At 71.4% G+C, this 19,550-nt stretch carries 20 protein-coding genes and 2 pseudogenes; 14 read left to right on the top strand and 8 right to left on the bottom strand.

Going from position 1 to position 19,550, the window contains the following annotated elements:
- Positions 1-344: 344 nt before the first annotated feature.
- The 6 genes from ACIGQF_RS31645 (at position 345) to tpg (ending at position 4,399) form a co-directional block, all read left to right on the top strand.
- On the top strand, positions 345-551 hold the full coding sequence (locus tag ACIGQF_RS31645) for a hypothetical protein (protein WP_399717402.1): 207 nt from the start codon (positions 345-347) through the stop codon (positions 549-551).
- Between the two features lie 112 nt (positions 552-663).
- Positions 664-1,029 carry a hypothetical protein gene (locus tag ACIGQF_RS31640; protein ID WP_399717399.1) on the top strand — a complete coding sequence of 122 codons (366 nt, stop codon included), beginning with the start codon at positions 664-666 and terminating at the stop codon, positions 1,027-1,029.
- 29 nt (positions 1,030-1,058) lie between these two features.
- Positions 1,059-1,190: a hypothetical protein gene (locus tag ACIGQF_RS31635; protein WP_399717397.1), complete on the top strand. Its 132-nt coding sequence runs from the start codon at positions 1,059-1,061 to the stop codon at positions 1,188-1,190.
- A gap of 179 nt (positions 1,191-1,369) precedes the next feature.
- Positions 1,370-1,753 carry a hypothetical protein gene (locus tag ACIGQF_RS31630; RefSeq protein WP_399717395.1) on the top strand — a complete coding sequence of 128 codons (384 nt, stop codon included), beginning with the start codon at positions 1,370-1,372 and terminating at the stop codon, positions 1,751-1,753.
- A 15-nt stretch (positions 1,754-1,768) separates the two neighbouring features.
- Positions 1,769-3,838, top strand: coding sequence for a telomere-associated protein Tap (gene tap / locus ACIGQF_RS31625; RefSeq protein ID WP_399717393.1), 2,070 nt, complete (start codon positions 1,769-1,771; stop codon positions 3,836-3,838).
- A gap of 3 nt (positions 3,839-3,841) precedes the next feature.
- Entirely contained in the window at positions 3,842-4,399 is a 558-nt protein-coding gene (gene tpg / locus ACIGQF_RS31620) for a telomere-protecting terminal protein Tpg (RefSeq protein WP_399717390.1), read from the top strand.
- Positions 4,400-4,539: 140 nt separating this feature from the next.
- Here tpg and ACIGQF_RS31615 read toward each other — a convergent pair whose 3' ends face one another.
- Both ACIGQF_RS31615 and ACIGQF_RS31610 read right to left on the bottom strand, forming a co-directional pair.
- The gene (locus ACIGQF_RS31615; RefSeq protein ID WP_399717387.1) at positions 4,540-5,298 is read right to left on the bottom strand and encodes an SDR family NAD(P)-dependent oxidoreductase; all 759 of its coding nucleotides are present in this window, start codon (positions 5,296-5,298) and stop codon (positions 4,540-4,542) included.
- A gap of 115 nt (positions 5,299-5,413) precedes the next feature.
- Positions 5,414-5,680 (bottom strand): Atu4866 domain-containing protein, encoded by a 267-nt coding sequence (locus ACIGQF_RS31610; protein WP_399717384.1) that lies wholly within the window; start codon positions 5,678-5,680, stop codon positions 5,414-5,416.
- Between the two features lie 329 nt (positions 5,681-6,009).
- Here ACIGQF_RS31610 and ACIGQF_RS31605 point away from each other — a divergent pair, with 329 nt between their 5' ends.
- From ACIGQF_RS31605 to ACIGQF_RS31590, 4 genes are all read left to right on the top strand, one after another.
- Positions 6,010-6,909: a helix-turn-helix transcriptional regulator gene (locus tag ACIGQF_RS31605; protein WP_399717381.1), complete on the top strand. Its 900-nt coding sequence runs from the start codon at positions 6,010-6,012 to the stop codon at positions 6,907-6,909.
- A gap of 604 nt (positions 6,910-7,513) precedes the next feature.
- Positions 7,514-7,756 (top strand): DUF6087 family protein, encoded by a 243-nt coding sequence (locus tag ACIGQF_RS31600; protein WP_399717378.1) that lies wholly within the window; start codon positions 7,514-7,516, stop codon positions 7,754-7,756.
- Between the two features lie 74 nt (positions 7,757-7,830).
- Positions 7,831-8,136, top strand: a complete 306-nt coding sequence (locus tag ACIGQF_RS31595; protein WP_399717376.1) for a DUF6247 family protein — start codon at positions 7,831-7,833, stop codon at positions 8,134-8,136.
- A complete protein-coding gene (locus tag ACIGQF_RS31590; RefSeq protein ID WP_399717374.1) occupies positions 8,133-8,393 on the top strand; it encodes a hypothetical protein in 261 nt (86 codons plus the stop codon). Before ACIGQF_RS31595 ends, ACIGQF_RS31590 begins: the two co-directional genes overlap by 4 nt.
- A 1,317-nt stretch (positions 8,394-9,710) precedes the next feature.
- Here ACIGQF_RS31590 and ACIGQF_RS31585 read toward each other — a convergent pair.
- The gene (locus tag ACIGQF_RS31585; protein WP_399717371.1) at positions 9,711-11,315 is read right to left on the bottom strand and encodes an ABC-F family ATP-binding cassette domain-containing protein; all 1,605 of its coding nucleotides are present in this window, start codon (positions 11,313-11,315) and stop codon (positions 9,711-9,713) included.
- A gap of 206 nt (positions 11,316-11,521) precedes the next feature.
- On the opposite strand from ACIGQF_RS31585, the pseudogene ACIGQF_RS31580 reads away from it, so the two are divergent.
- Positions 11,522-11,806, top strand: a pseudogene (locus ACIGQF_RS31580) (HNH endonuclease); the annotation flags it as partial.
- A 196-nt stretch (positions 11,807-12,002) separates the two neighbouring features.
- Here ACIGQF_RS31580 and ACIGQF_RS31575 read toward each other — a convergent pair.
- The 4 genes and pseudogenes from ACIGQF_RS31575 to ACIGQF_RS31560 form a co-directional block, all read right to left on the bottom strand.
- On the bottom strand, positions 12,003-12,281 hold the full coding sequence (locus ACIGQF_RS31575; protein ID WP_399717368.1) for a hypothetical protein: 279 nt from the start codon (positions 12,279-12,281) through the stop codon (positions 12,003-12,005).
- Between the two features lie 295 nt (positions 12,282-12,576).
- Positions 12,577-13,410: pseudogene (locus tag ACIGQF_RS31570) on the bottom strand (amidohydrolase family protein); the annotation flags it as partial.
- Positions 13,411-13,629: 219 nt separating this feature from the next.
- On the bottom strand, positions 13,630-14,382 hold the full coding sequence (locus ACIGQF_RS31565) for an SDR family NAD(P)-dependent oxidoreductase (protein WP_399717365.1): 753 nt from the start codon (positions 14,380-14,382) through the stop codon (positions 13,630-13,632).
- A complete protein-coding gene (locus ACIGQF_RS31560) occupies positions 14,379-14,696 on the bottom strand; it encodes a hypothetical protein (RefSeq protein WP_361568469.1) in 318 nt (105 codons plus the stop codon). Before ACIGQF_RS31560 ends, ACIGQF_RS31565 begins: the two co-directional genes overlap by 4 nt.
- Positions 14,697-14,767: 71 nt before the next feature.
- Between ACIGQF_RS31560 and ACIGQF_RS31555 the strand changes: the two genes are divergently transcribed.
- Entirely contained in the window at positions 14,768-15,607 is an 840-nt protein-coding gene (locus ACIGQF_RS31555; RefSeq protein WP_399717362.1) for a LysR family transcriptional regulator, read from the top strand.
- Positions 15,608-16,461: 854 nt separating this feature from the next.
- Here ACIGQF_RS31555 and ACIGQF_RS31550 read toward each other — a convergent pair.
- Positions 16,462-17,499: a hypothetical protein gene (locus ACIGQF_RS31550; RefSeq protein WP_399717359.1), complete on the bottom strand. Its 1,038-nt coding sequence runs from the start codon at positions 17,497-17,499 to the stop codon at positions 16,462-16,464.
- Positions 17,500-17,943: 444 nt separating this feature from the next.
- On the opposite strand from ACIGQF_RS31550, the gene ACIGQF_RS31545 reads away from it, so the two are divergent.
- Positions 17,944-18,606 carry a DUF4232 domain-containing protein gene (locus ACIGQF_RS31545; RefSeq protein WP_399717356.1) on the top strand — a complete coding sequence of 221 codons (663 nt, stop codon included), beginning with the start codon at positions 17,944-17,946 and terminating at the stop codon, positions 18,604-18,606.
- A gap of 250 nt (positions 18,607-18,856) precedes the next feature.
- Positions 18,857-19,096: a hypothetical protein gene (locus ACIGQF_RS31540; protein ID WP_399717353.1), complete on the top strand. Its 240-nt coding sequence runs from the start codon at positions 18,857-18,859 to the stop codon at positions 19,094-19,096.
- Positions 19,097-19,550 lie beyond the last annotated feature (454 nt).

The following is a 19,550-nucleotide window of genomic DNA, read 5'->3' as shown; positions in this document are numbered from 1 at the left end:
ATGGAATGCGATGAGGAAGGACCGTAATGCAAGCATGTGCACGATGCTCGAAACTTTCGGAACGGGGCGCGGCTGCGGCAGCCCCAACTGGGAACAACGGCGCACGAACGGCCTGCATGATTCACCGTGTACGACGCGGCGAAATCCGCGAGCGTCGCCTACGTCGAGGTACCGTGCCGCGCCCGGCCCCTTGAATCCGCCAGTCTCGCCCTGACGGACGCCTCGGCCCCTCGACCGCGGGTGGCGACCGGAATGAGCAAGCACACCACCCGTCGCCGACTTCAGCGGATGGGCCGGGAGGTGATCATCTTGCGCCGCCGCATCCTGGCGAGGTTCTGGAGGTCATGCTGCTGTTCCATCCGATCTGGGCCGCCGCCGACCCCGCCGACCCCGGCGGCATTGCCTTCGCCGACAGTTCCGCAGCCCACGGCAATGTCTGTGCCTGGGCCCAGCTGACCGCGCATGTGCGTATCGGCCTGGCCTGCACCGGCTGCCCCGCGTGGATCGGGATGTGCTGCGCTGGGCCTCAGTCGGCTGGGAGGACGGCATGACGGCCCGTTCCCGCCCGGGGGCGAATTCCTGTCGGCCGCTGCGGAGCGGAGCGCGGGCGGGTGAGGGGTGGGCCTGCTGGATCCGGTCAATGCGTTCGGGGGAGCGGCATCGATGTCCTGGTGTGCGGCGCGGTCTGCTTACGACCCCCACACCGCAGGCGCTGCGCACCGCGGCCGCCCGCCACTCGCCGTGGTCCTGGACCGCGGCGCTGATGTGCGCTTCACCCGTACCGCGCCGGCCGCCCACGACCCGGCGGCCGACCGCATCGTGGTTCATCCCACCGTCGTCCCCCGACGCCGCCTGCTGCGGCACGACATCCTTGCCGCCCTCGGCGCCACCGTGCCCCGGCCGTCGGTCACCTGCGCCGCGGGAGAGGGCGCCGAGCGTGCCGTCCACACCGCTCTGCAGGCCGCCCCGGCCTGGCGGATGACGATCTGCGCGCCCACCGAATCTGTGCCGCCCAGTGGGCGGACCTGATCCACCTGCACCGCACCACCAGCACGGACGTGGTCCTGGTCCACCACGCCGAACCGCCCGAGGACCTCGCCCACCTGCTGCGCCACTGCGACCACCGCCTCCTCGGCACTCTCGCCGCGCTACGGTCGCTGCATCCGCCCGCAGCGCCCGCCGTGCCCTGAACGGCGCTGGCCGCAGGTGCCCGGAGGCTTGGGGCAGCCGTACGCCGCGACGGTGTTGTGCCCATCCGCTGACAGTCCTCCGCCGCTCTGCAACCCGCAGGCCCAGCCCTCAACAGCCTGTCGTCGAACAATGAAACAACACCTTGTTGTTTCATTGTTCGATGTCATAAGGTGGCCGTATGGCACGTGTTGCTCGGGACGAGGCCCGCGAACGACTGTCCGCACTGGTCGGCGATCCCACCCTTCAGGAGGCCGAGGCGCGCCGCCTGGAGCGGGACGCCGCCCTGCTCCACCGGCTGCTCACCGCTGTTGGCCACCAGCCTGACGGCGGGCCGGCTCCCGATGTGACTCCGGACGATCTCGGCGCGGCGCTCAGCCTGTTCGAGGACATGCGCAGTCAGCTGGACCGGCTCGAGACCCGGGTAATCATCGAAGCCCGGCGTCGCGGCCTGGACTGGCGGCAGATCGCCCAGTACCAGGGCATGAAGTCCTCCCAGGCCGCCTCGCAGCGCTATCAACGGCTGATGACCCGGCTCGAAGAGATCCGCCAAGGTGTCCGGTAGGAGCAGGGAGTGCCGATGAACCACCAGCCCGAGGAGCTCTTCTCCGCCATCGACTCTCTCCTGGCCGCCGTCGATGAGGGCACCGTGCTGCCCGCTCCGCCCGAACGGGTCCGGCTGCGGGAGGCCGCCGGGCTCACCCAGGCCGCTGTCGCCCAGGCCCTCGGCGCCCGCGTACACAGCGTCCAGGCATGGGAAGCAGGCCGCGCCGAGCCCAGAGCAGAACGACTGGAGGCCTACCGCAGGCTCCTCGACGGCCTCGCCCAGCGCTACCCCGCCCCCACCGCGCCCCCTACTTCCACCCCGACAAACGCCGACGCCGGCGCCCGCCGGGAGAACGGCACGGCCATCAGCACGGCCAGGACACCGACACCGCGGCGGCCGGCCGCGAAGAAGGCGACGCCGAAGAGGCTCGCCCCGGCTGCGGTCGCCGATCCGCGCTTCCCGCACGGTCCGCTGGCGGTGCTGGACGGCGAGGGCAACGCCTACTGCGCCGGCGGCGTCGTGCTGGACTGCCCGGCGAAGACCATTTCGCAGCTGGTCGACTGGACCCTCACCGAGTCCGGTCTCGGTGCGCCGCGGCTGCATCGCCACGGCAAGGACGCCGACCCGCTGATCGTGCTGACCGCCTCGGCCGCCGTCCGTCTTGGTCTGCCCGAGCGCCTGGAGGGGCCTGAGGCCCGCCGCTCCCTGCGCCTGCCCGAGGACCACCCGGTGGTCAAGCAGCTCACCCGCGCGCAGTGGAAGCTGACCCGGCGCGGTTTCGGCCCGTGGCCCCGTATCTACCGCCCGGCTACGGCCGGCCGGCGGCAGTGCGTGCAGCTGGCGGTCCTGTCCTGGGACGCCCTGGACGCCCGGGCCTGGCCCGGCGCCGACCAGCTGCCGCCGGCCGAACTCGCCCGCGTCCTTGGCGCCTACGCCACCCGCGTGCTCACCCCGCGCGGCTCCACCGCCGTCTCCGGCCTGGAACTGATGACCGCCCTGCGCCCGCCGACGCGCCCGGTCAAGGACGACGCGACCGGCGCGTGGGTGTCGGGGACGAACCCCGGCGCGCTGACCGCCCCGGTCGACCCGGCGCCGCCGGAGGCCACCACCGAGCACCCGGTCGCCCAGGGCTGGGAGGGCGGCTTCCTGGACGAGGAGGCGTACCAGTGGGTGCGCGACGTGGCGCTGCTCTCGGATGAGGAGTGCCTGCTGCCGCACGCGGTGGGCCTGGACATCAACACCGCCTTCCTCGCCGCGGCCGCCCGCCTGAGCGTCGGCCTGGGCGAGCCGGTCCATGTTGACCGGCCCGTTTTCGACAAGAAGGCCCCCGGCTCCTGGCTGGTCGATCTCTCCCACATCGAGCTGGACCCGCGTCTGCCGAGCCCGTTCACGCCGTCCGGCCGGCGCCCCGACGGACCGGCCTGGTACGCCACCCCGACCGTGGCGTACGCGGTCGAGCTCGGCTACGACGTCGCCCCGATCGAGGCCTACATCCGTACCGAGACCGGCCCGTACCTGGACCCCTGGCACGACCGCCTCAAGACCGCCTACGTCGACACCCTCGCCGACCTCGGCGTCACAGGGGACCTCGACGAGCCCGCCTTCCTCGCCGCCATGGAGCAGCACAAGAGCCTCGACCCGGGCCTCGCCGCGGTGCTCGCGGCCATCAAGTCCACCGTCAAGGGCGGCATCGGCAAGCTGCGCGAGCGCCCCCAGGGCCGCCACTACCGCGACGGGGAGCGCTGGCCGGCCCTGGAACGCCCCACCTGGCGCCCGGACATCCGCGCCGCGGTGATCTCCAAGGCGCGGGTGAACATGCACCGCAAGATGCGCAAGACCGCCGAGGCCTCTGGCCTGTACCCGCTCGCGGTGCTCTCCGACTGCGTGGTCTACCCCAGCCCCGGCCCGTCGCCGCTGGACTTCCTGCCGCGCACCCCCGACGGCAAGCCGTATCCCGGCTCCTTCCGCCTCGGCCCCACTCCGGGCCTGGCGAAGGTCGAAGGCGTGCAGACCATGGCGTGGGCGGTGGACCTGATGGAGCAGCAGTACAACCCGGCCCGGCACATCAAGGGCGGCGATGCCGTCCTGGACGAAGGGGAGTAAGTCGTGGGGGAGATCGAGGACGCCCTGGAGCGTGCTGACCGCGAAGCGTTCACGCGGGAGCCGCCGAAGACGCCGCTGGCGCAGATCCGGCTGCTGGTGCGCGCGGAGAAGGGCTCCACACGGGCCGTGGCGGCCCGTCTGGGCGTCTCCCAGCGCACGGTGGAGCGCTACCTCGCCGGGCAGCGCAAGACGCCCCAGAAGCGCCTTGCAGACGCGCTGCGCCGCGAGGTGCCCAAGGTGTGGCAGCCGCGGGTGCGGCAGCGTCGCCGCAAGCAGGCCGCCGCCACCGCCGGCATCACCATCGAAACCCGCGCCCGCTTCGGCTACACCGCCCCCATCGGCACCACCGACGACGGCCGGGTCCGCCGGCTGACCGTCCACCTCCCACCCGCCTACGCCGCCCGCCTCTTCGATGCGCAGCAGCAGGGCGCCAGCGACCAGCAGATGCGCGGTATCGTCGCCGAGGGATTGCAGGAAATCTATTTCAAGGACGGCGGACGCCGCGCCGAAAACCTCGAAGTGGAATTCTCCGATATCGACTACATCGACGTTTCCTTCTGAGCCGCACGGACGGGAATTCCGTACATCATGGGCGCCTGAGCCGAAGCACGGTAGTTGTCAGGCAGGCGTATTGTCACCGGGCGCGCTCCGGGGCGCGGCGTGCACGGCAGGCCGTTGTGACCGTCGTACGGCCGGGCTGTTCAGTGCGCGGTGAGACCGCCGTCGACCACCAGCTCCGAGCCGGTGACGAACGAGGAGTCGTCGCAGGCCAGGAAGAGGATCGCGGGGGCGACCTCGTCGGCGTGGCCGGCTCGGCGCATGGGGGTGCGCTGGATGTCCGGCTGCCGGTCGCCCTGGTCGTCGAGGAGGTCCTGGATCATCGGCGTGGCGATCACCCCGGGATGCACCGAGTTGACCCGTACCCCCTGCCGAGCGTACTCGACCGCGGCGGTCTTGCTCAGCAGGCGCACGGCCCCCTTGGACGCCTGGTAGGCCGCAGCCGCACCGCTTCCCACCAGGCCGAGTACGGACGAGGTATTGATCACCGAGGCGTTGCCGCTCGCACGCAGAAGCGGCATCGCCGCCTTCATGCCGAGCCAGGTGCCTTTCTGGTTCACCTCGATGACGCGGTCCCACGCCTCTTCCCGCGTGTCCTCGACCCCTGGCCAGTCCAGGATGCCGGCGAGGTTCACGAGCACGTCCAGCGTTCCGAACCGGTCGCGGACGACGGTGATCACTTCGTCCCACTCCCGCGCGGAGGAGACATCGAGGCGGGCAGCGACGACCTCTGCGCCGCGTGCCCCGATCCGCTGGGACAGCTCCCGCAGAGGGCCTTCGGCGACATCGGTGATCACTAGCCGGGCGCCTTCGCGGGCGAAGAGTTCGGCGGTCGCTGTGCCGAGGCCGCCGGTCGCGCCCGTGATCAGCGCGACCTTGCCGTCAAGTCGTTGTCCTGTCATGGATGTGGTCCTTGGTTCTCGTTGATGCTGACTGGCTGACTGCTGTGCCGGGGCTTCTTGGTCCGCCGACGGCGGATGCGCCCCGGTGACCAGGGCGGCCACGGCCCGGCCTGCTCTACGACGACGTCTGCTCCCGGTAGAGCACGAGGTGCTCGTGATAGAGCACTCCGTCCCGGATGTCGCCTGTGGCGGTGAACCCGGTGTCGTCGACGTAGTCCAGGTGGCTGCCGGTCACCGTGTACCGGCCGGTGTACGCGCTGCGCCGCTCGCCGCGGGCCTCGTCGTAGCGGCCGTCCGGCAGCAGCTCCTGCCGGATGTGGCCATCCGCGGTCACCCACGTTCCGACCACGTCGACGTGGTCGCTCTCCACGGTCCCGGCCATGGCGGACTCCTCTCCTCGAATGGTGCGATCTATCCCGCTCCACCGAGTCTGGGCAGGTCAGCGGCCACCAACCAGGGCGCGGGGGGGGGGGGGGGGGGGCGCCCCCCCCCCCCCCCCCGCCCGCGCCCCGCCCCCCCCCCCCGCCCCCCCCCCCCCCCGGGGGGGGGTGCGCGCCCCCCCCCCCCCCCCGGGCCCCCCCGGCGCGGGGGGGGGGCCCCCCCCCCCCCGCCGCGGGGGGGGGGGGGCCCCCCCCCCCCCCCGGGGGGGGGGGGGGGGGGGGGCCCCCCCCCCCCCCCCCCCCACGCCGGGCCGCCGCCTAGCCTGACCACATGGACGACAACCACCTGGGAGACTTCCTGCGCGCACGCCGCGCCGGCCTGCAGCCGCAGGACGTCGGCATGACGAGCTACGGAGCCCGCAGGGTCGCCGGACTACGCCGCGAGGAGATCGCCGTCCTGACCGGAGTGAGCGCCGACTACTACACCCGCCTGGAACAAGGCCGCGAACGCCACCCCTCACCCCAGGTGGTCGACGCGCTCAGCCGCGCGCTGCGCCTCGACGCGGACGCCCGCGCGCACTTGTACCGGCTGGCCGGAGCCACGCCAAGCGAACGGCCCTCCGTCCACGCCGCCGAGCGGGTCAGCCCAGCGCTGCGACAGCTGATGGACGGCTACCCGAACACTCCGGCGTTCGTCATGAGCCGGACCCTGGACCTTCTCGCCGTCAACGCCTTGGCCGATGCCCTCTACGCCCCGTTCGAACCGGCGGACAACTTGGCCCGCATGACCTTCCTCGACCCCGCGGGCCGCACCTTCTTCACGGACTGGGACCGGGCAGCACAGGCCACCGTCGCCAACCTTCGCGAGGCAACCGGATTCGACCCGGACAACCCACGGCTGCGCGCACTCGTGCGCACCCTCACTGAGCACAGCGCGGACTTCACCCGCCTCTGGCAGTCCCACACCGTGCGAGGCAAAACACAGGACGCCAAACGCTTCCTCCACCCAGAGGTCGGCCCGCTCACTCTCACCTATCAAGCATTCGACGTACGCGAGACGCCCGGCCAGCAGCTCGTCATCTACCATGCCGAACCAGGCAGCCCCAGCGCCCAGTCCCTCAACCTGCTCGGTTCCCTCCACGCCACCCGGCGCCGGCCCGACTCCGGCCCCACCGGTGACCAGCCGACGGAACGTGGAGATCGGCGGCAACGTGGAGATCGGCGGCGATAGGTCGGTTTCGCCTCCGCGTGTTTCATACGTGCCAGCAGCCGCCCGGAGCTGGAGCCCGCGGCGAAGCTCGCCGGGGAGATCCGCTGTGGCTGGCGCTCGGCGACCAAGCCTCATCCTGGCTTCCGGAGACGTCGCCGAGTTCGACACCCGCCCCCCGCACGGGGTGGTGAACTCCAGTCCCGGCGGTCCGGTCGAGTGACCTGATCATGTTCGGACCGCGGGGCGAGCGCCAACGGCCGCGCACCCCTCCAGCCGCTGCTCGCGGGACCGGTGACAGAAAGGCTGCTGAGTGAGCAGCTGTGACAAGCTGCGTGCCTTGTTGGTGGCAAACACGCTGCTTCGTCCGGTCTCATTCGCCACGACATCCGGTTCTGCCGGTGACAACTACTGAGCTTCGGCTCAGCGCCGTAGGTGACTGCTATCCATGGCGCCCAAAGGCGTCTGAAAACGGCAGGGTTGGCACGGCGTGCGGTGCGCGGGACACTGCCGGTATGCCGCGGGAAGACGCCGAGAGCAACGGCGTACTCACCGAGGAAGAGCGCGAAGCCATCGGCGGAATGCCCATCGAAGACCCCCGGCGACGACCAGGACCAGGGCGGTGACGATGAGTGAAGCCGGTGACGCGCGCGTCGGTCGGCGCCTGCTGCAGCGCACGTACCAGCCCGGACGCATGCGCGCCCTCCCCCTCACCTCCGGCCCGCCCCGGGCAGCCCACCTCGACCCCGACGCGCCCCGCGTGGTGGTCCGCTGGGACGGACAGCGCTGGAAGCTGGTCGCGATCGTCGCCGACCTTGCCGCCGCCCAGGAGCTGATGCGCCCGGCCAAGCCCGGCCCGGAGCTCTGGTAGGGAAGGCGGCCCGAATCCTCCCTCAGCCCCACCGCGGCCGCGTACGGTGGAGCGAGACCTGCCTGGAGGACCTCATGAGCGCAACTCCCGGGCACGCGCCCGCCTCGCCGCCGACCTCGCCGCCGGCGGCCGCCGCGCAGCTGCTCGCGCGGATCCGCGCCGACCGTCGCGCGGAGCGCTGGGTGCCGGCGTTCGAGCGGGACTGGGCGGGGGTGCTGGAGGACTCCCGGCACAGCTACAGCCTGGCCCCGCTGTACGACGTCGTTCGTGAATGGCAGGTCCGCCTCGACACCGCGCCGGCCGTCGACGCCTTCCTCGACTCCGGCCGGGACGACTCCGACTTCGTCGCCCTCGAAGACGTCCTCGGGCCCCGCCGGTGAGCGAGCCGGCCTGGTCGGTCCGGCTGTCCGTGAAGGCCGGCCAGGTGCTGCGCGAGCTGCCCGACCACGGCCAGGAAATGGCCCGCGGCGTCCTCGACATCGCCACCCGCACCCCCTGGGGCTGGCCCCAATGGGACCGCAGCGACCCCGAAGGCGAAGACGTCCGCTGCGCCTCCATCGGACCGCTGCCCGTCATCTGCTGGGTCAACCGCCCCGCGCAGCACCTGTCCGTCCTGGACATCACCTGGGCCGGGTAACCAGCAGCCCGCCACCGCTACAACGTCGACGTCCACCGGCTGCCGGTCCTCATCAGCTACACCCTGCACCCCGAGCTGCGCGACGTCCGCGTCACCGACCTCCTCTGGCTCGCATAGCCGCGTCGGCGCTCACCACAGCCCTTGCACGCGCGGTTGTGCACACCGTTGTGCTGGAGGTAGCACCACTGCGCGTGACGCGCCAGCAAACCAGCAGGTCAGAGCCCGTGGTAAGCGACACCGGCAACGCCGACAACCCTCCGTACGCTGCCCTGCCCTGAAGTGGTGGGTGAGAGGTGGGCGGGGAAAGCGGGTGCGCGGCCGGCGGGTCACGGCGCTGCGCGGGCCTGACCGTGCCATGCGGCCGTGGAGGTCGCCGGCCGCTGGGCCTGCGGGCAGACGGGAAGCCGGCCGGAGCCGGTGAGAAACCGGTCCGCGGGAGTGTCTGCGCGGGCCGTCGTTGTCAGCGCAACGGCGGCGAGGCCCGCGGTGGGAGGGCCTCTCCTTCACCGCGGTGAGCGGGCCCGAGGCGTGACGATCTGATCACGGGTGTGCTGGTGCCGGTCCCATCAGGCGGCCATCTCGTCGGCCGTACGGGCCAGGTCGGCCCCGGCCGCGAGGAACCGCGCCCGCAGCTTGGCCAGCCGCTCGTCCGGGTCCGGCTACGGCAGCCGCCCGGCACCCAGCGGCCCGCCGCTCCGTTGCCGCCGTCTCCCGGTCGATCGCCTGCTGCTCCCGACGCTCGCCCGCATCGTCGCGCAGCACTTGTTCCTCGACCCTGTCCAGCTGGGCCCAGGCGGCGTCCAGCGCAGCCCGTGACCGCTGCACCCGCTCGGCCCTCCGCTGCCCGTCGCCGGGGTTCGCGCCGCCCGACCGGGCTGCCGCCTCGAGCCGGCGCTCCCGCTCCTCCAGCCGGTCCGTCCGCTTGCCGGCCTGGGACTCCGCTCGTCGGGGCACTGCTCCCGCCGGTCCGCGAGGCGCTCCCGGGCATCGGCGAGGCGCTCCCGATGCTCCGCGGCGCGGTCCCGGTTATCGGCGAGCCGCTCGCGCTCATTCCCCGGGCCGGCGTTCGTGCCCTCTGGCAGCTCGCTTTCGGTACCCGCGCTCACAGTATGCGTCGCCTCACCCGACGCGGCCTCGGCTGAACTGCGTCTTGGCGCACGTCTGCTGGACACCAGAACCAGAACCCGCCCGCGGGGTGGCTGTGTCACTTTCTCGGGGGGACGGCTGCGGTGGCGGCGCAGCCGTCGATCGGCTCTGCCACCCCCGGGCCGGTACGGCACGGGCCGGGTGGCCCGGCCCGGGGCGGGGCGGTCGTGGTCAGGCGAGGGAGACCAGGTCCCAGTAATCCTCGTTCCACAGGTCCTCGTCCGCGTCCGGCAACAGCAGGACGCGGTCGGGGCGCAGGGCGTCGATGGCGCCCTCGTCGTGGGTGACCATCACGATCGCGCCGGGGTAGGAGCCGACCGCGGCCAGGACCTCGGTGCGGGAGGCGGGGTCGAGGTTGTTGGTCGGCTCGTCCAGCAGCAGGACGTTCGCGCCGGAGTGGACCAGGCCGGCCAGGGCCAGGCGGGTCTTCTCGCCGCCGGAGAGGACCCCGGCTGGTTTGTCGGCGTCGTCGCCGGAGAACAGGAACGTGCCCAGTACGCGCCGTACGTCACCGTCGGTGAGGTGCGGGGCGGCGGCGCGCAGGTTTTCCCGTACGGTCTGTTGGGCGCGCAGGGTGTCGTGTTCCTGGGCGAAGTAGCCCAGACGCAGTCCGCGTCCGGTTACCACCCGCCCGGCGTCCGGTTGTTCCTGTCCGGCCAGGAGGCGCAGCAGGGTGGTCTTGCCCGCACCGTTGAGGCCGAGGATGACCAGGCGGCTGCCCCGGTCGACGGCCAGGTCCACGCGGTCCAAGACCTGGTGGCCGCCGTAGGACTTGGACAGGCTGACGGCGCCGAGCGGCGTCCGCCCGCACGCAGCGGGCTCGGGCAACCGGATCTTGGCGACCTTCTCGGCGCGGCGGGCCGGCTCCAGCTGCGCCAGCATCCGGTCCGCGCGACGGGCCATGCTCTTGGCCATGACGGCGGTGGCCGACCGCGCCTTCATCTTGTCGGCCTGTGCGTGCAGGGCCGTTGCCTTGCGTTCGGCGTTGGCCCGTTCGCGGGCACGGCGCCGCTCGTCCGTCTCGCGCTGGGTGAGATAGCTGTTCCAGCCGGTGTTGTGGATGTCGAGGGTGGCGCGCTGCGGGTCGAGGTGGAAGACACGGTTGACGACGTCGGCGAGCAGCGTGGTGTCGTGGCTGATCACCACCAGGCCGCCCTGATGGCCTTGGAGGAAGGTGCGCAGCCAGGCGACGGAGTCGGCGTCCAGGTGGTTGGTCGGCTCGTCGAGCAGCAGCGTGCCGTCGTGTCCGGCGAACAGGATGCGGGCGAGTTCCACCCGGCGCTTCTGGCCGCCGGACAGTGCGCCGACCGGCTCGCCCAGCACGCGGTCCGGCAGCCCGAGACCGGCTGCGACCCGGGCAGCCTCGGCCTCGGCCGCGTACCCGCCGCCGGCCTGGAAGGCGGCCTCGGCGCGGGCGTAGCCGCTCATGGCCCGCTTCAGCGCGGCGGGCCCGGCGGCGCTGGCCATGGCGGTCTCGGCCGCGCGCAGGGTGTGCAGGGCCCGGTCCAGGCCGCGGGCGGACAGGATCCGGTCGGTCACCGTGTTGGCCGGGTCGGCCGCGCGGGAGTCCTGGGCCAGCAGGCCGACCGGGCCGATCTGCGTGATCGTCCCGGCGGCGGGCGTGGCCTGCCCGGCGAGGGTGGTCATCAAGGTGGTCTTGCCCGCGCCGTTGCGGCCGACCAGGCCGATGCGGTCGCCGGGGGAGACGGAGAAGGAGATGTCGGAGAGCAGCAGGCGGGCGCCCGCGCGCAGCTCGACACCGCGAACGGTAATCATGGGGTAACGCTCCGAGAAAGCTAAAGGGCACACTTCTGGCGTGGAAGCGGGTCCCTGGCTAGGAAACTCGGGGCGTGGACATGCAACGACCGTAACCGACATCCCGTGAGCAGCGCACCTGCTGGCCGCCGGGACCCCGGGCGCCGACGGAGTGCGGCCCCTCAGCGCCATCGACGCATATGTCTTTCGCATGACGCTCCCTGCCAGCTGGGGCCTCCCACTGGACCGCCGAGCGCCGCCAGGCCTACGCCAACGCCCTGGACGCCGACCGCTCCCTGGTCGCCGTCACCGCCCGCACCAACCGGTCCAAGGCCGACCAGGACCCGGCCCAGTGGATGCCGCCCTCGGTTGACGCCCGCTGCACCTACCTCGCCGACTGGGTGGGCACCAAGCTTCGCTGGGAGCTGACCGCCGACCGCACCGAGCAGGACACCCTGAGCCAGTACGCCCGCGGCTGCGGCCACATCACCGTCGAATACACCACCGCGTGAGATGACCAGGCCTCGCCGTCTGCACGCCTCGTGCTACGTCCGGACAGCCTCAGCTCGGTGAGCGGGCGGACCGCCGGAAGTTCGCGCTGAGCCTGGTGTTGTGCGGGCGGTGCGACGAAGGGTGGTACCGCCCGCGGCGTGACCGCTTGGAGGCGGTCGGCATCTCTGTGCTGTGGTGCCTGCTGTGGTGCCGTTCCTACAGGCCCGGGTGGGCGAGGGTGGGGATGGGGGCGGGGAGGATGCGTCGGGTGGGGAAGAGGCGGGTGGTGGTGGTTTTGAGGGTGGCGTTGTAGGCGGTGCACAGGTCGGAGATCCGGCCGTGGGTGGGGGCGGTGGAGGGGATGGCGGGCGGTGCGCTGCGGGCCGGCTGCGGGGTGACCGGCTGGTGGGCGGCGGCTCGCCACAGGGGTTCGAAGCAGGCGGGCTCGCCGTCCAGGACGTGGATGAGGCGCTGGGGCCCAGCAGCCCTGCTCACACCGCTGATCCGCTCACCGATACCCACGCAAGAGCGCCTGCGGAATCGACCTCCTCAGTCATGCACCGATGGTGTGTCCCCGTGCATCAGACACCCGCCACCTGGCATGGACCGGCCAAGGCCTAGCCAACACGGGCACCACCTGCTGCGCCTTGACGCGCCGCACGATGCCTGGAGCAGCCCGCCTGGTAGGTGTCGATCATGCCGCCCATGCCACGGGAGCCGGTCTACATCACGCTTGTTGTGAGGCCAGTTCCACGGCGGTCACGTCGGACGGTGTGTCGGCGGCTGCAGATCAGTGGGGGTTGAAGACGCGTTCGGCGGTTGCGTGGCTGATGCCCGCCCGTTGCGCGTCCGTAAGGGGAGTGTCGGTGAGGAACGCGACCGCGTCGTTCGTGTCTTCGTAGGGGGCGTCGACGGCGAACATGACGCGGTCCGCGCCGACGGCGGTGAGGGCAAGGTTGAGCACGGCGCGGTCGTTGATGCCGCTGGTGGTGAGGACGAAGTTGCGTCGGAAGTACTCGCTGGGGGTGAGGCGTAACCGAGGCATGCCGCCGGTGGCTGCGAGCACGTGGCTTGCGTAGGCATGGCGGTTGTCGATGCGGCGCAGCCAGTACGGGATGCCTTCGCCGAGGTGGCCGAGCACGCTCGTGAGGTCCGGGTGGCGGTCGAGGGCGCCGCTGAGAACTCGCCGCATGGCGTGCAGGCCGGCCTCGGCCTGGTAGCCCCAGATCGCGCCCTGCATGCGGTATGCGTCGTAGGGGCCGAGAGCGCTCGGGAAGCGTGGATGCAGGTAGATCGGCGCCCGGTGGGCTTCGGCGGATTCGAGGAGCGGGGCGAAGTGGGGCTTGTCGAGGTAGTGGCCGCCGGTGTAGGAGTTGATCATGATGCCGTGCAGGCCGAGCGGGCCCATGATCCGTTGGATTTCGGTTGCGGCGGATTCGAGGTCCTGCGGTGCGACCGTGCCGAGTGCGCCGAATCGGTCGGGGTGGGCCCGTACCAGGCCGGCGAGGGAGTCGTTGACGGTCCGGGCGAGCGGGACGGCGTCGGCCGCGGGGTAGGGACGGACGCCCGGCGGGTTGATGCTGAGCACTGCCACCGCCTGACCGGCGGCGTCATCGCCGCGATCCTCGCGTCGATGTCGGTCAGGGCTGTCCGGATCGGGCTCTGCCGCTCGGCGGTGCGCATGAAGTCTGTCTCGGCCTGGTCGCCGGGGACGGCGTCGAGGCGGTGAGCGGTGTCCAGGAACGCATCGGTGGCGATGTGCTCTTCGACGGCGGTGATCCGTGGCATGTCCGGTCTCCCTTGCCCTGTTCCTGTGGCCAGGCGCGGCGTCCTGTTCGTGCGGTCAGGCGCGGCGTCCGCCGTCGACCGCCAGCGTGGTTGCCGTGATGTAGGAGGATTCGCCTGAGCACAGCCAGACGGCGGCGTCGGCGATCTCGTCCGGGGTGGCGAGACGGCCGAGCGGGGTGAGTGCCTCGTGCTGGGCGACCATCCCGGTTCCCTCGGTGGCCCGGTCCAGGTGTGCGGTGCGGGTCATCCCGGGGGCCACCGCGTTGACCCGGATGCCGTCGGCGGCGTAGTCGACGGCGGCAGCCTTCGTGAGTCCGACGACGCCGTGCTTGCCGGCCACGTACGCCGGGGACAGCGGGATGGCGTACAGGCCGCCGCCGGAGGCGATGTTGACGATCGCTCCGCCCCCGGCCCGGCGCAGTTCGGGAATCTCGTGCTTGAGGCAGAAGAACGTGCCGGTCAGGTTGATCCGCAGCACGCGTTCCCACTCCTGTGCCGGCATCCCGGTCAGCTGCCGGCCGCTCGACGGGACGCCGGCGTTGTTGACCGCCACATCCAGCCGCCCGAACTCGGCGACGGTCCGGCCGATCGCCGACCGGACGGAGTCCTCGTCGGCGATGTCGACCGGGACGGCGATCGCCCGCCCGCCTGCCCTCGTGATCTCCTCGGCGGTCTCTCGCGCCGCGGCCTCCTCCAGGTCGAGGACCGCCACCGCCGCACCGCGGCGGGCGAGACCGGACGCGATGGCGCGTCCGATCCCGCTGCCGGCCCCGGTGACCAGGCCGACCCTGCCGGAAAAGTCGCTCACGCCAGCGCCTCGTGGTTCGCCCACGCCGCCTTGAACGGGTAGCGGGTGCGCCAGGTGTCGAAGACCTCGCCGACCTCCGGCGCGGCGAACAGCGTCCCCAGCGCCTCCACGTCGGCGGCGCCGAGCTGGACGACGGCGGTGGCGATGAACGCCGGGATCTGCTCCTCGCCGGGGACCGGGATATGGCGCTGTGCGGCGAACGTCTGGAGTATGCCGGTGCCCTTCGCGGCCTTTTCGAGGTCCGCGAGGTACTGGTTCAGGTCGGCGTCGGGAATCGGTTCGGTGAACTGAACGAACATGGTGTGCTGCATCATGTCTCCATATGACCACCGGATATCCGGCCGCGTCCAAGACCTCTTCCGCGAGCATTCGATAACCTGAAGGAATGGATCTGTTGGAGGTCAGGGAGCTGCGGTACTTCGTCACCGTCGCCGAGGAGCTGCACTTCGGCCGCGCCGCCGACAGGCTCGCCGTCGCGCAGCCCGCTCTGTCGAAGACCATCAAGCGCATCGAGGCCCGGCTGCGCGTCACGCTCTTCGACCGCACCAGCCGCAGCGTCGTACTGACGCCCGCGGGCGCGGCCCTGCTGGAGCACGGTCGGCATGCGCTGAACGCGATGACGGTCGCCGTGCAGAACACCCAACGCGCCGCCGACGACGCACCGCTCAGGTTCGTGATCAAACCCGGAGGAGACGCGAACCTGCTCTCCGGAATCCTCGCCGCCTACGCGGAGCAGCCCGGTGCCCGGCGGGTCGACATCCTCTTCAGCGGCGCCACCGACCGCACCGATCACCTGCGCGACGGGCGCGCCGACGCGGGCCTGCTCTACGCCCCGTTCGATGACCTCGGAGGGCTGGCCACCGAAACCCTCCACGTCGAGGACCGGGTGGCCGTCCTCCCCGAAAACCACCGGCTCGCCGGGCGCGACAGTATTTCCCGGGAAGACCTCAGCAATGAGGTCTTCCCAAGGTGGCCGGGCGTCCCCGGCGGCGGCAGCGGTCCCGAGGTCGCCGATGCCAACGAACTCACCGCTCTGGTGAGGATCGGCCGCGTCGTCGCCGTCCTGCCCCGCTCGCTCATCACGCCCGTACCCTCGGGCATCGTGTGCATCCCTGTCCCCGACGCGGGACCGAGCCGGATCGTCGTCGCCCGCCGGGACGACGACCACCGCAACCACGTCACCGCACTCATCGCCGCCGCCGCGTCACTGCGTCATCGGACCTGAGGGACAGGCACGGGCAGTGGCGGCTGATCTGCCCGCCCCTCCCACGCCCCGGCACCCGCGGCGCCGGCAAGACGGTTCCTGGCCCGCCGGCCGCCGGCCGCGCGCCTGGGACGGGTAAGACGAAGGCCAGTGAGAAGGCGGGACAGGCGATCGCGTCGGCGCGGCGGATCGTCCGGCTCCTGGAGGCCTTCGGCCAGGATCCGGACGCCGTCGCCGAGTTCGCGGCCACCGTTCCCGGGGGCCCGGGCAACATCGCCCGGCCGGAGTTCTGCCGCGGCCGCGCTGATGTCCACCAGCTCGCCCAGGACCTCATCGACGGCACCGCCGCACCGATCCCGCACGCCCTGTGGGGACCGCCGTCGACGGCAAAGCCGGCCGCGGCTACGTGGTCAAGTACGTCGCCCGCCATCCCGTCTTCGTCGGCGGCCCACGTCACCGCCTCCGTCCCCGCCACCGCGTCATCGCCGGTCGCGCCTGACGGACTGGCTCATGCGCCGCAGCAGACGTCGATGACGAGAGCCCAGTCGCGCAGCGGCGCAGGCGACAGCGGACACCGTTCGGAAGCTCGGCAGCGCCACTACCCCCGCGCGGCCGCGCGGGTCCAAGATCCCGCATCGGCGCCGGACGCGGAGACAGGAGCGGTAGACGCTGGAGCGTTTCCGCATCCACGACTCCACCAAGCCCCGACCGGTGCGGGTGCACCGAGCCGACTGCCCACTGCGCAAGACCCCGGCGGAGCTCACCACCGCCCAGCATGAACAGTCGGTCAGCAACCCCGGATGCTCCCGCAGACGCCTGTGCATCGTCGCGGTCTGAGTGCCCCGGCAGACCTGCGCGGCTGACACGCGAGCTGGTCATGTGCCGTGCGTCACCGCGGTAGGGGTGCGGCCGTCCTGGGCCTCCTGAGCGCGTTCCGTCACCATTTGCGTCAGCGCCTTCAACATACTGAGCTGGTAGTTCGCGTAATGAACGTGTTCGCTTTTTCCCTCGGACACCGCGATAACGGTGGTCCCCACGCGCACATACGCCTCGCCCGACTTGTTCATTCCGTCCGACCGTTCGATGGCGAGCGACTGGTCGCCGAAGGCTGGCATGGCCACCGGCGTGGTTTCGCTCGCTTTCTTCACCTGCTGGGTGAAGCGGTCGTAGAAGCGTTGTGCGTCGTCGGCCGAAGCCCAGGCAGCAACCACGAAGTCCGCAGACTGGTCGTAAGGGTTGTCGAAGGATGCCTCGACCACGCTCAGGAGCCCTTCGCACTGGTCTTCCCCCAGGTCATCGCAGGCAGCAGTACCCGAGGTGAGAGATGCCGGAGAACTGCTGGTCCAGCCGCTCGGCATACTGTGCAGATCGGGTACGACAGCCTTGACCATGGCGGAGTCCCTGAGCGCGGTGACCCTGTGCCCAGCGTCAGGTGACGGCGGGCCGTCGTCCCCGGTGGCCAGCCGAGCGATGCCGTAGCCGGCCAGAGCCATGACGATGACCACCGCGACGACAGCAACCAGCGCCCCAGGATCGCCCCTGCGGATCTTGGTGACAGCCTGATTTCCGAGCACGAAGGTACCGCGGGCCCGGCTGCCGCGGTCGACATTGATGCTGCCGACAATGGCGCGCGGCTCGGTCGGTTTGGGCTGGGCCAGGACGCTCGCCAGATACGCGGCGAATGCCGGATCGTCGGACAGCACCTGCGACAGCTTCTCGCGCAACCGCGAGCGCGCATCGGGATCGTCCGGTGTCTCTTCCACCGCCAATACGGCTTCTTCTCCTTGGTCAACGCTGCTTAACCGGCTGCGCACCAGATCGACGGTCATGCCGCCGATCGCACTGCCCGCCGCAGTCGCCGCAGCGGTAGCCGCCTGCGCCACCGCCTCCACCGCAGTAGTCGCCAGATCCATCCCGTCCGTCACGTCAGTCCCCCCAGAGGCTCAGGTCCCTGAACCACCGTACTGAGCAACAAAGTTGAAAGAACAGGCACATCGCAAGAGGCGTAACACTTGGCGGACTCACCGCGGCTTCGACGAGCCGGGCCTGCCGGGCCACACGTACGCGCCTGCGCTGCGATCCCGCCCGGTCGGTCCCGATCACCAGTGTCATGCTTCCCCCGTGTCCTGCTTGTCGCATGCCGTCGTATTTCTGGCCGGTCACAGATGCAGCCACGCCCAGCGAGACGGCAGTCGCCGTCAGGCGCACCGCGAGGCCGGCCGGAGCGGCCCGGGCGGTGTGTTGGTGGGACGTGAGTGAGGCGTTTCCGGGACGTCAGTGGCTGGGGGAAGGGTGGTGTCCACACCGCGGGAACGATCACCGAAGGCTCCCGCACCGAGAGCAGGGGATTCTTGATCATGCGTGCTTCCCGGATTCGTGCCGTCACTCTGGCCGGCGTCACCGCCGCGTTGGCGCTGGGCCTGACGGCCTGCGGCGGTGCCGACGGTAGCGGTGCGAAGGCGGCGGGCGGCGACCGCGCCGCGAGCCAGTCCGCCACGGGCGGGGAGAGCAAGGCCGGTACGGGGGACGTGCGCACGGAGGCCGCCCCGGGCGGGACGCAGGAGGCCGCGGCCAAGGGCCAGGCGGCCGGTGTCCAGCAGTGCCGGGGGGATGAGCTGCTGCTGACCGCGGTGCACCGGTTCGCCGGGCAGCAGGGCGACCACCTGCTGGTCACCGCCTCCAACGAGGGAGCCAAGCCGTGCTGGGTGACCTCTTACCCGTCCGTGAAGCTCGGCGGCGACGTCGACGTGGCCGCGCTGCCGCACTCCAAGAAGGACAAGCCGGGCAGCGGAGGTAAGCACCTCACCCTCCAGCCCGGGGGCAAGCTCTACAGCGCGGTCAACCTCTTCGACTACGGCTCGGGGCACCACACGGCGCAGTCCTTCTCCCTCGCGCTGCGCGGCGCGGACGGCCAGGTGGGCCCCTCCTTCTCGGTCGCCCTCAAGGGCGCCAAGCAGCAGTTCAGCTGGAACGAGGCCGACGTGCTGAACTGGAGCACCGCCAAGCCGTACGACTTCTAAACGTCCCACCACCACTGATCTGACCACTGAAGCCTGCCCGAGAAGGGCCGGGCAGGAGTTGAGCCCACGCGGTCGAAGAATGCGGCCGCCCCGGGGCCGGTCGGCGCTCCGCCGGCCTCCGGCATTCCGGTCCGTGCGGTGTCCCAAGCGCGCAGCGTAGCCACACCGGACCGGTCACGCCGCCCCATGGGAACGGTGGCGGTCGCCTCCTGGCGTGCCCACCGTGTACGTACAGCAAAGGGAGAAAAGTATGCGCAAGTTCAAGCGGGCAGCCGTTCTCGGCGCCACCGTCCTGGCCTTCTCCGGGGCCGCCATCGGCGTCTCCCAGGCGGCCACGCAGCACCAGACGGAGGTGCCCGGCAAGATCGCGACGGACTGCAACAAGGCCTCGTTGGGTCAGGGCGACAACGTCGTCATCGACTTCTGCGAACAGCAGGACCTGCCCGCCAACTCCACCCCCACCATAACGATCTACTGGCACTACGCCTGACCGTCACCACCTCCGGCGCCTCGTGGTGAGGCCACCGTTCCCCTTTCCCGTCCCTCCGCTGAGTGCGGATCTCAGGGGAGGGGTGCGGGTCCTCACCCGTAGCCGGCGCTGAAGCCGACGGACGACGGTTCTCCCGCCCTGGCCAGGGCGGGAGAACCGTCGTCCGTGCGCCCGGGCAGGCGCATCGGCCCGTGCCCGACCGCGCCGCCTCATCGTTCCCGGGCAGCGAACGGGCGCCCTGGGCCGGGGGCATGGGCTCGCGGCCGGTCAGCGCCGCGGACGGCGTTCGGGGCATTGAGGGGCGCACGCCGGATTGCCCCAGGCCCACACGGTGCGCATCGTGCGCGCATTTATTTCCGTGCTCTCTTGTGCAGCGAGCAACAGGTTAAGTGCAATGGAGGCGACCTGCTCGTCGATAATCCTTTCAGGGGCGAATTCAGCGGGTTGTCAGAGC

The organism is Streptomyces sp. NPDC053560, assembly GCF_044544605.1.
Taxonomy (GTDB): Bacteria; Actinomycetota; Actinomycetes; order Streptomycetales; family Streptomycetaceae; genus Streptomyces.
The sequence above is the reverse complement of the archived record's forward strand: the minus strand, read 5'-3'. Positions and strand labels throughout refer to the sequence as shown.

Bases quoted from the DNA above. Each gene is read 5' to 3' on its own strand.
- ACIGQF_RS31640 (WP_399717399.1), top strand. From the start codon at position 664: ATGTCCTGGTGTGCGGCGCGGTCTGCTTACGACCCCCACACCGCAGGC.
- ACIGQF_RS31560 (WP_361568469.1), bottom strand. From the start codon at position 14,696: ATGATGCAGCACACCATGTTCGTTCAGTTCACCGAACCGATTCCCGAC.
- ACIGQF_RS31545 (WP_399717356.1), top strand. From the start codon at position 17,944: ATGCGTGCTTCCCGGATTCGTGCCGTCACTCTGGCCGGCGTCACCGCC.
- tap (WP_399717393.1), top strand. From the start codon at position 1,769: ATGAACCACCAGCCCGAGGAGCTCTTCTCCGCCATCGACTCTCTCCTG.
- ACIGQF_RS31600 (WP_399717378.1), top strand. From the start codon at position 7,514: ATGAGTGAAGCCGGTGACGCGCGCGTCGGTCGGCGCCTGCTGCAGCGC.
- ACIGQF_RS31645 (WP_399717402.1), top strand. From the start codon at position 345: ATGCTGCTGTTCCATCCGATCTGGGCCGCCGCCGACCCCGCCGACCCC.
- ACIGQF_RS31540 (WP_399717353.1), top strand. From the start codon at position 18,857: ATGCGCAAGTTCAAGCGGGCAGCCGTTCTCGGCGCCACCGTCCTGGCC.
- ACIGQF_RS31550 (WP_399717359.1), bottom strand. From the start codon at position 17,499: ATGGATCTGGCGACTACTGCGGTGGAGGCGGTGGCGCAGGCGGCTACC.
- ACIGQF_RS31595 (WP_399717376.1), top strand. From the start codon at position 7,831: ATGAGCGCAACTCCCGGGCACGCGCCCGCCTCGCCGCCGACCTCGCCG.
- ACIGQF_RS31610 (WP_399717384.1), bottom strand. From the start codon at position 5,680: ATGGCCGGGACCGTGGAGAGCGACCACGTCGACGTGGTCGGAACGTGG.
- ACIGQF_RS31585 (WP_399717371.1), bottom strand. From the start codon at position 11,315: ATGATTACCGTTCGCGGTGTCGAGCTGCGCGCGGGCGCCCGCCTGCTG.
- ACIGQF_RS31615 (WP_399717387.1), bottom strand. From the start codon at position 5,298: ATGACAGGACAACGACTTGACGGCAAGGTCGCGCTGATCACGGGCGCG.
- ACIGQF_RS31605 (WP_399717381.1), top strand. From the start codon at position 6,010: ATGGACGACAACCACCTGGGAGACTTCCTGCGCGCACGCCGCGCCGGC.
- ACIGQF_RS31555 (WP_399717362.1), top strand. From the start codon at position 14,768: ATGGATCTGTTGGAGGTCAGGGAGCTGCGGTACTTCGTCACCGTCGCC.
- ACIGQF_RS31630 (WP_399717395.1), top strand. From the start codon at position 1,370: ATGGCACGTGTTGCTCGGGACGAGGCCCGCGAACGACTGTCCGCACTG.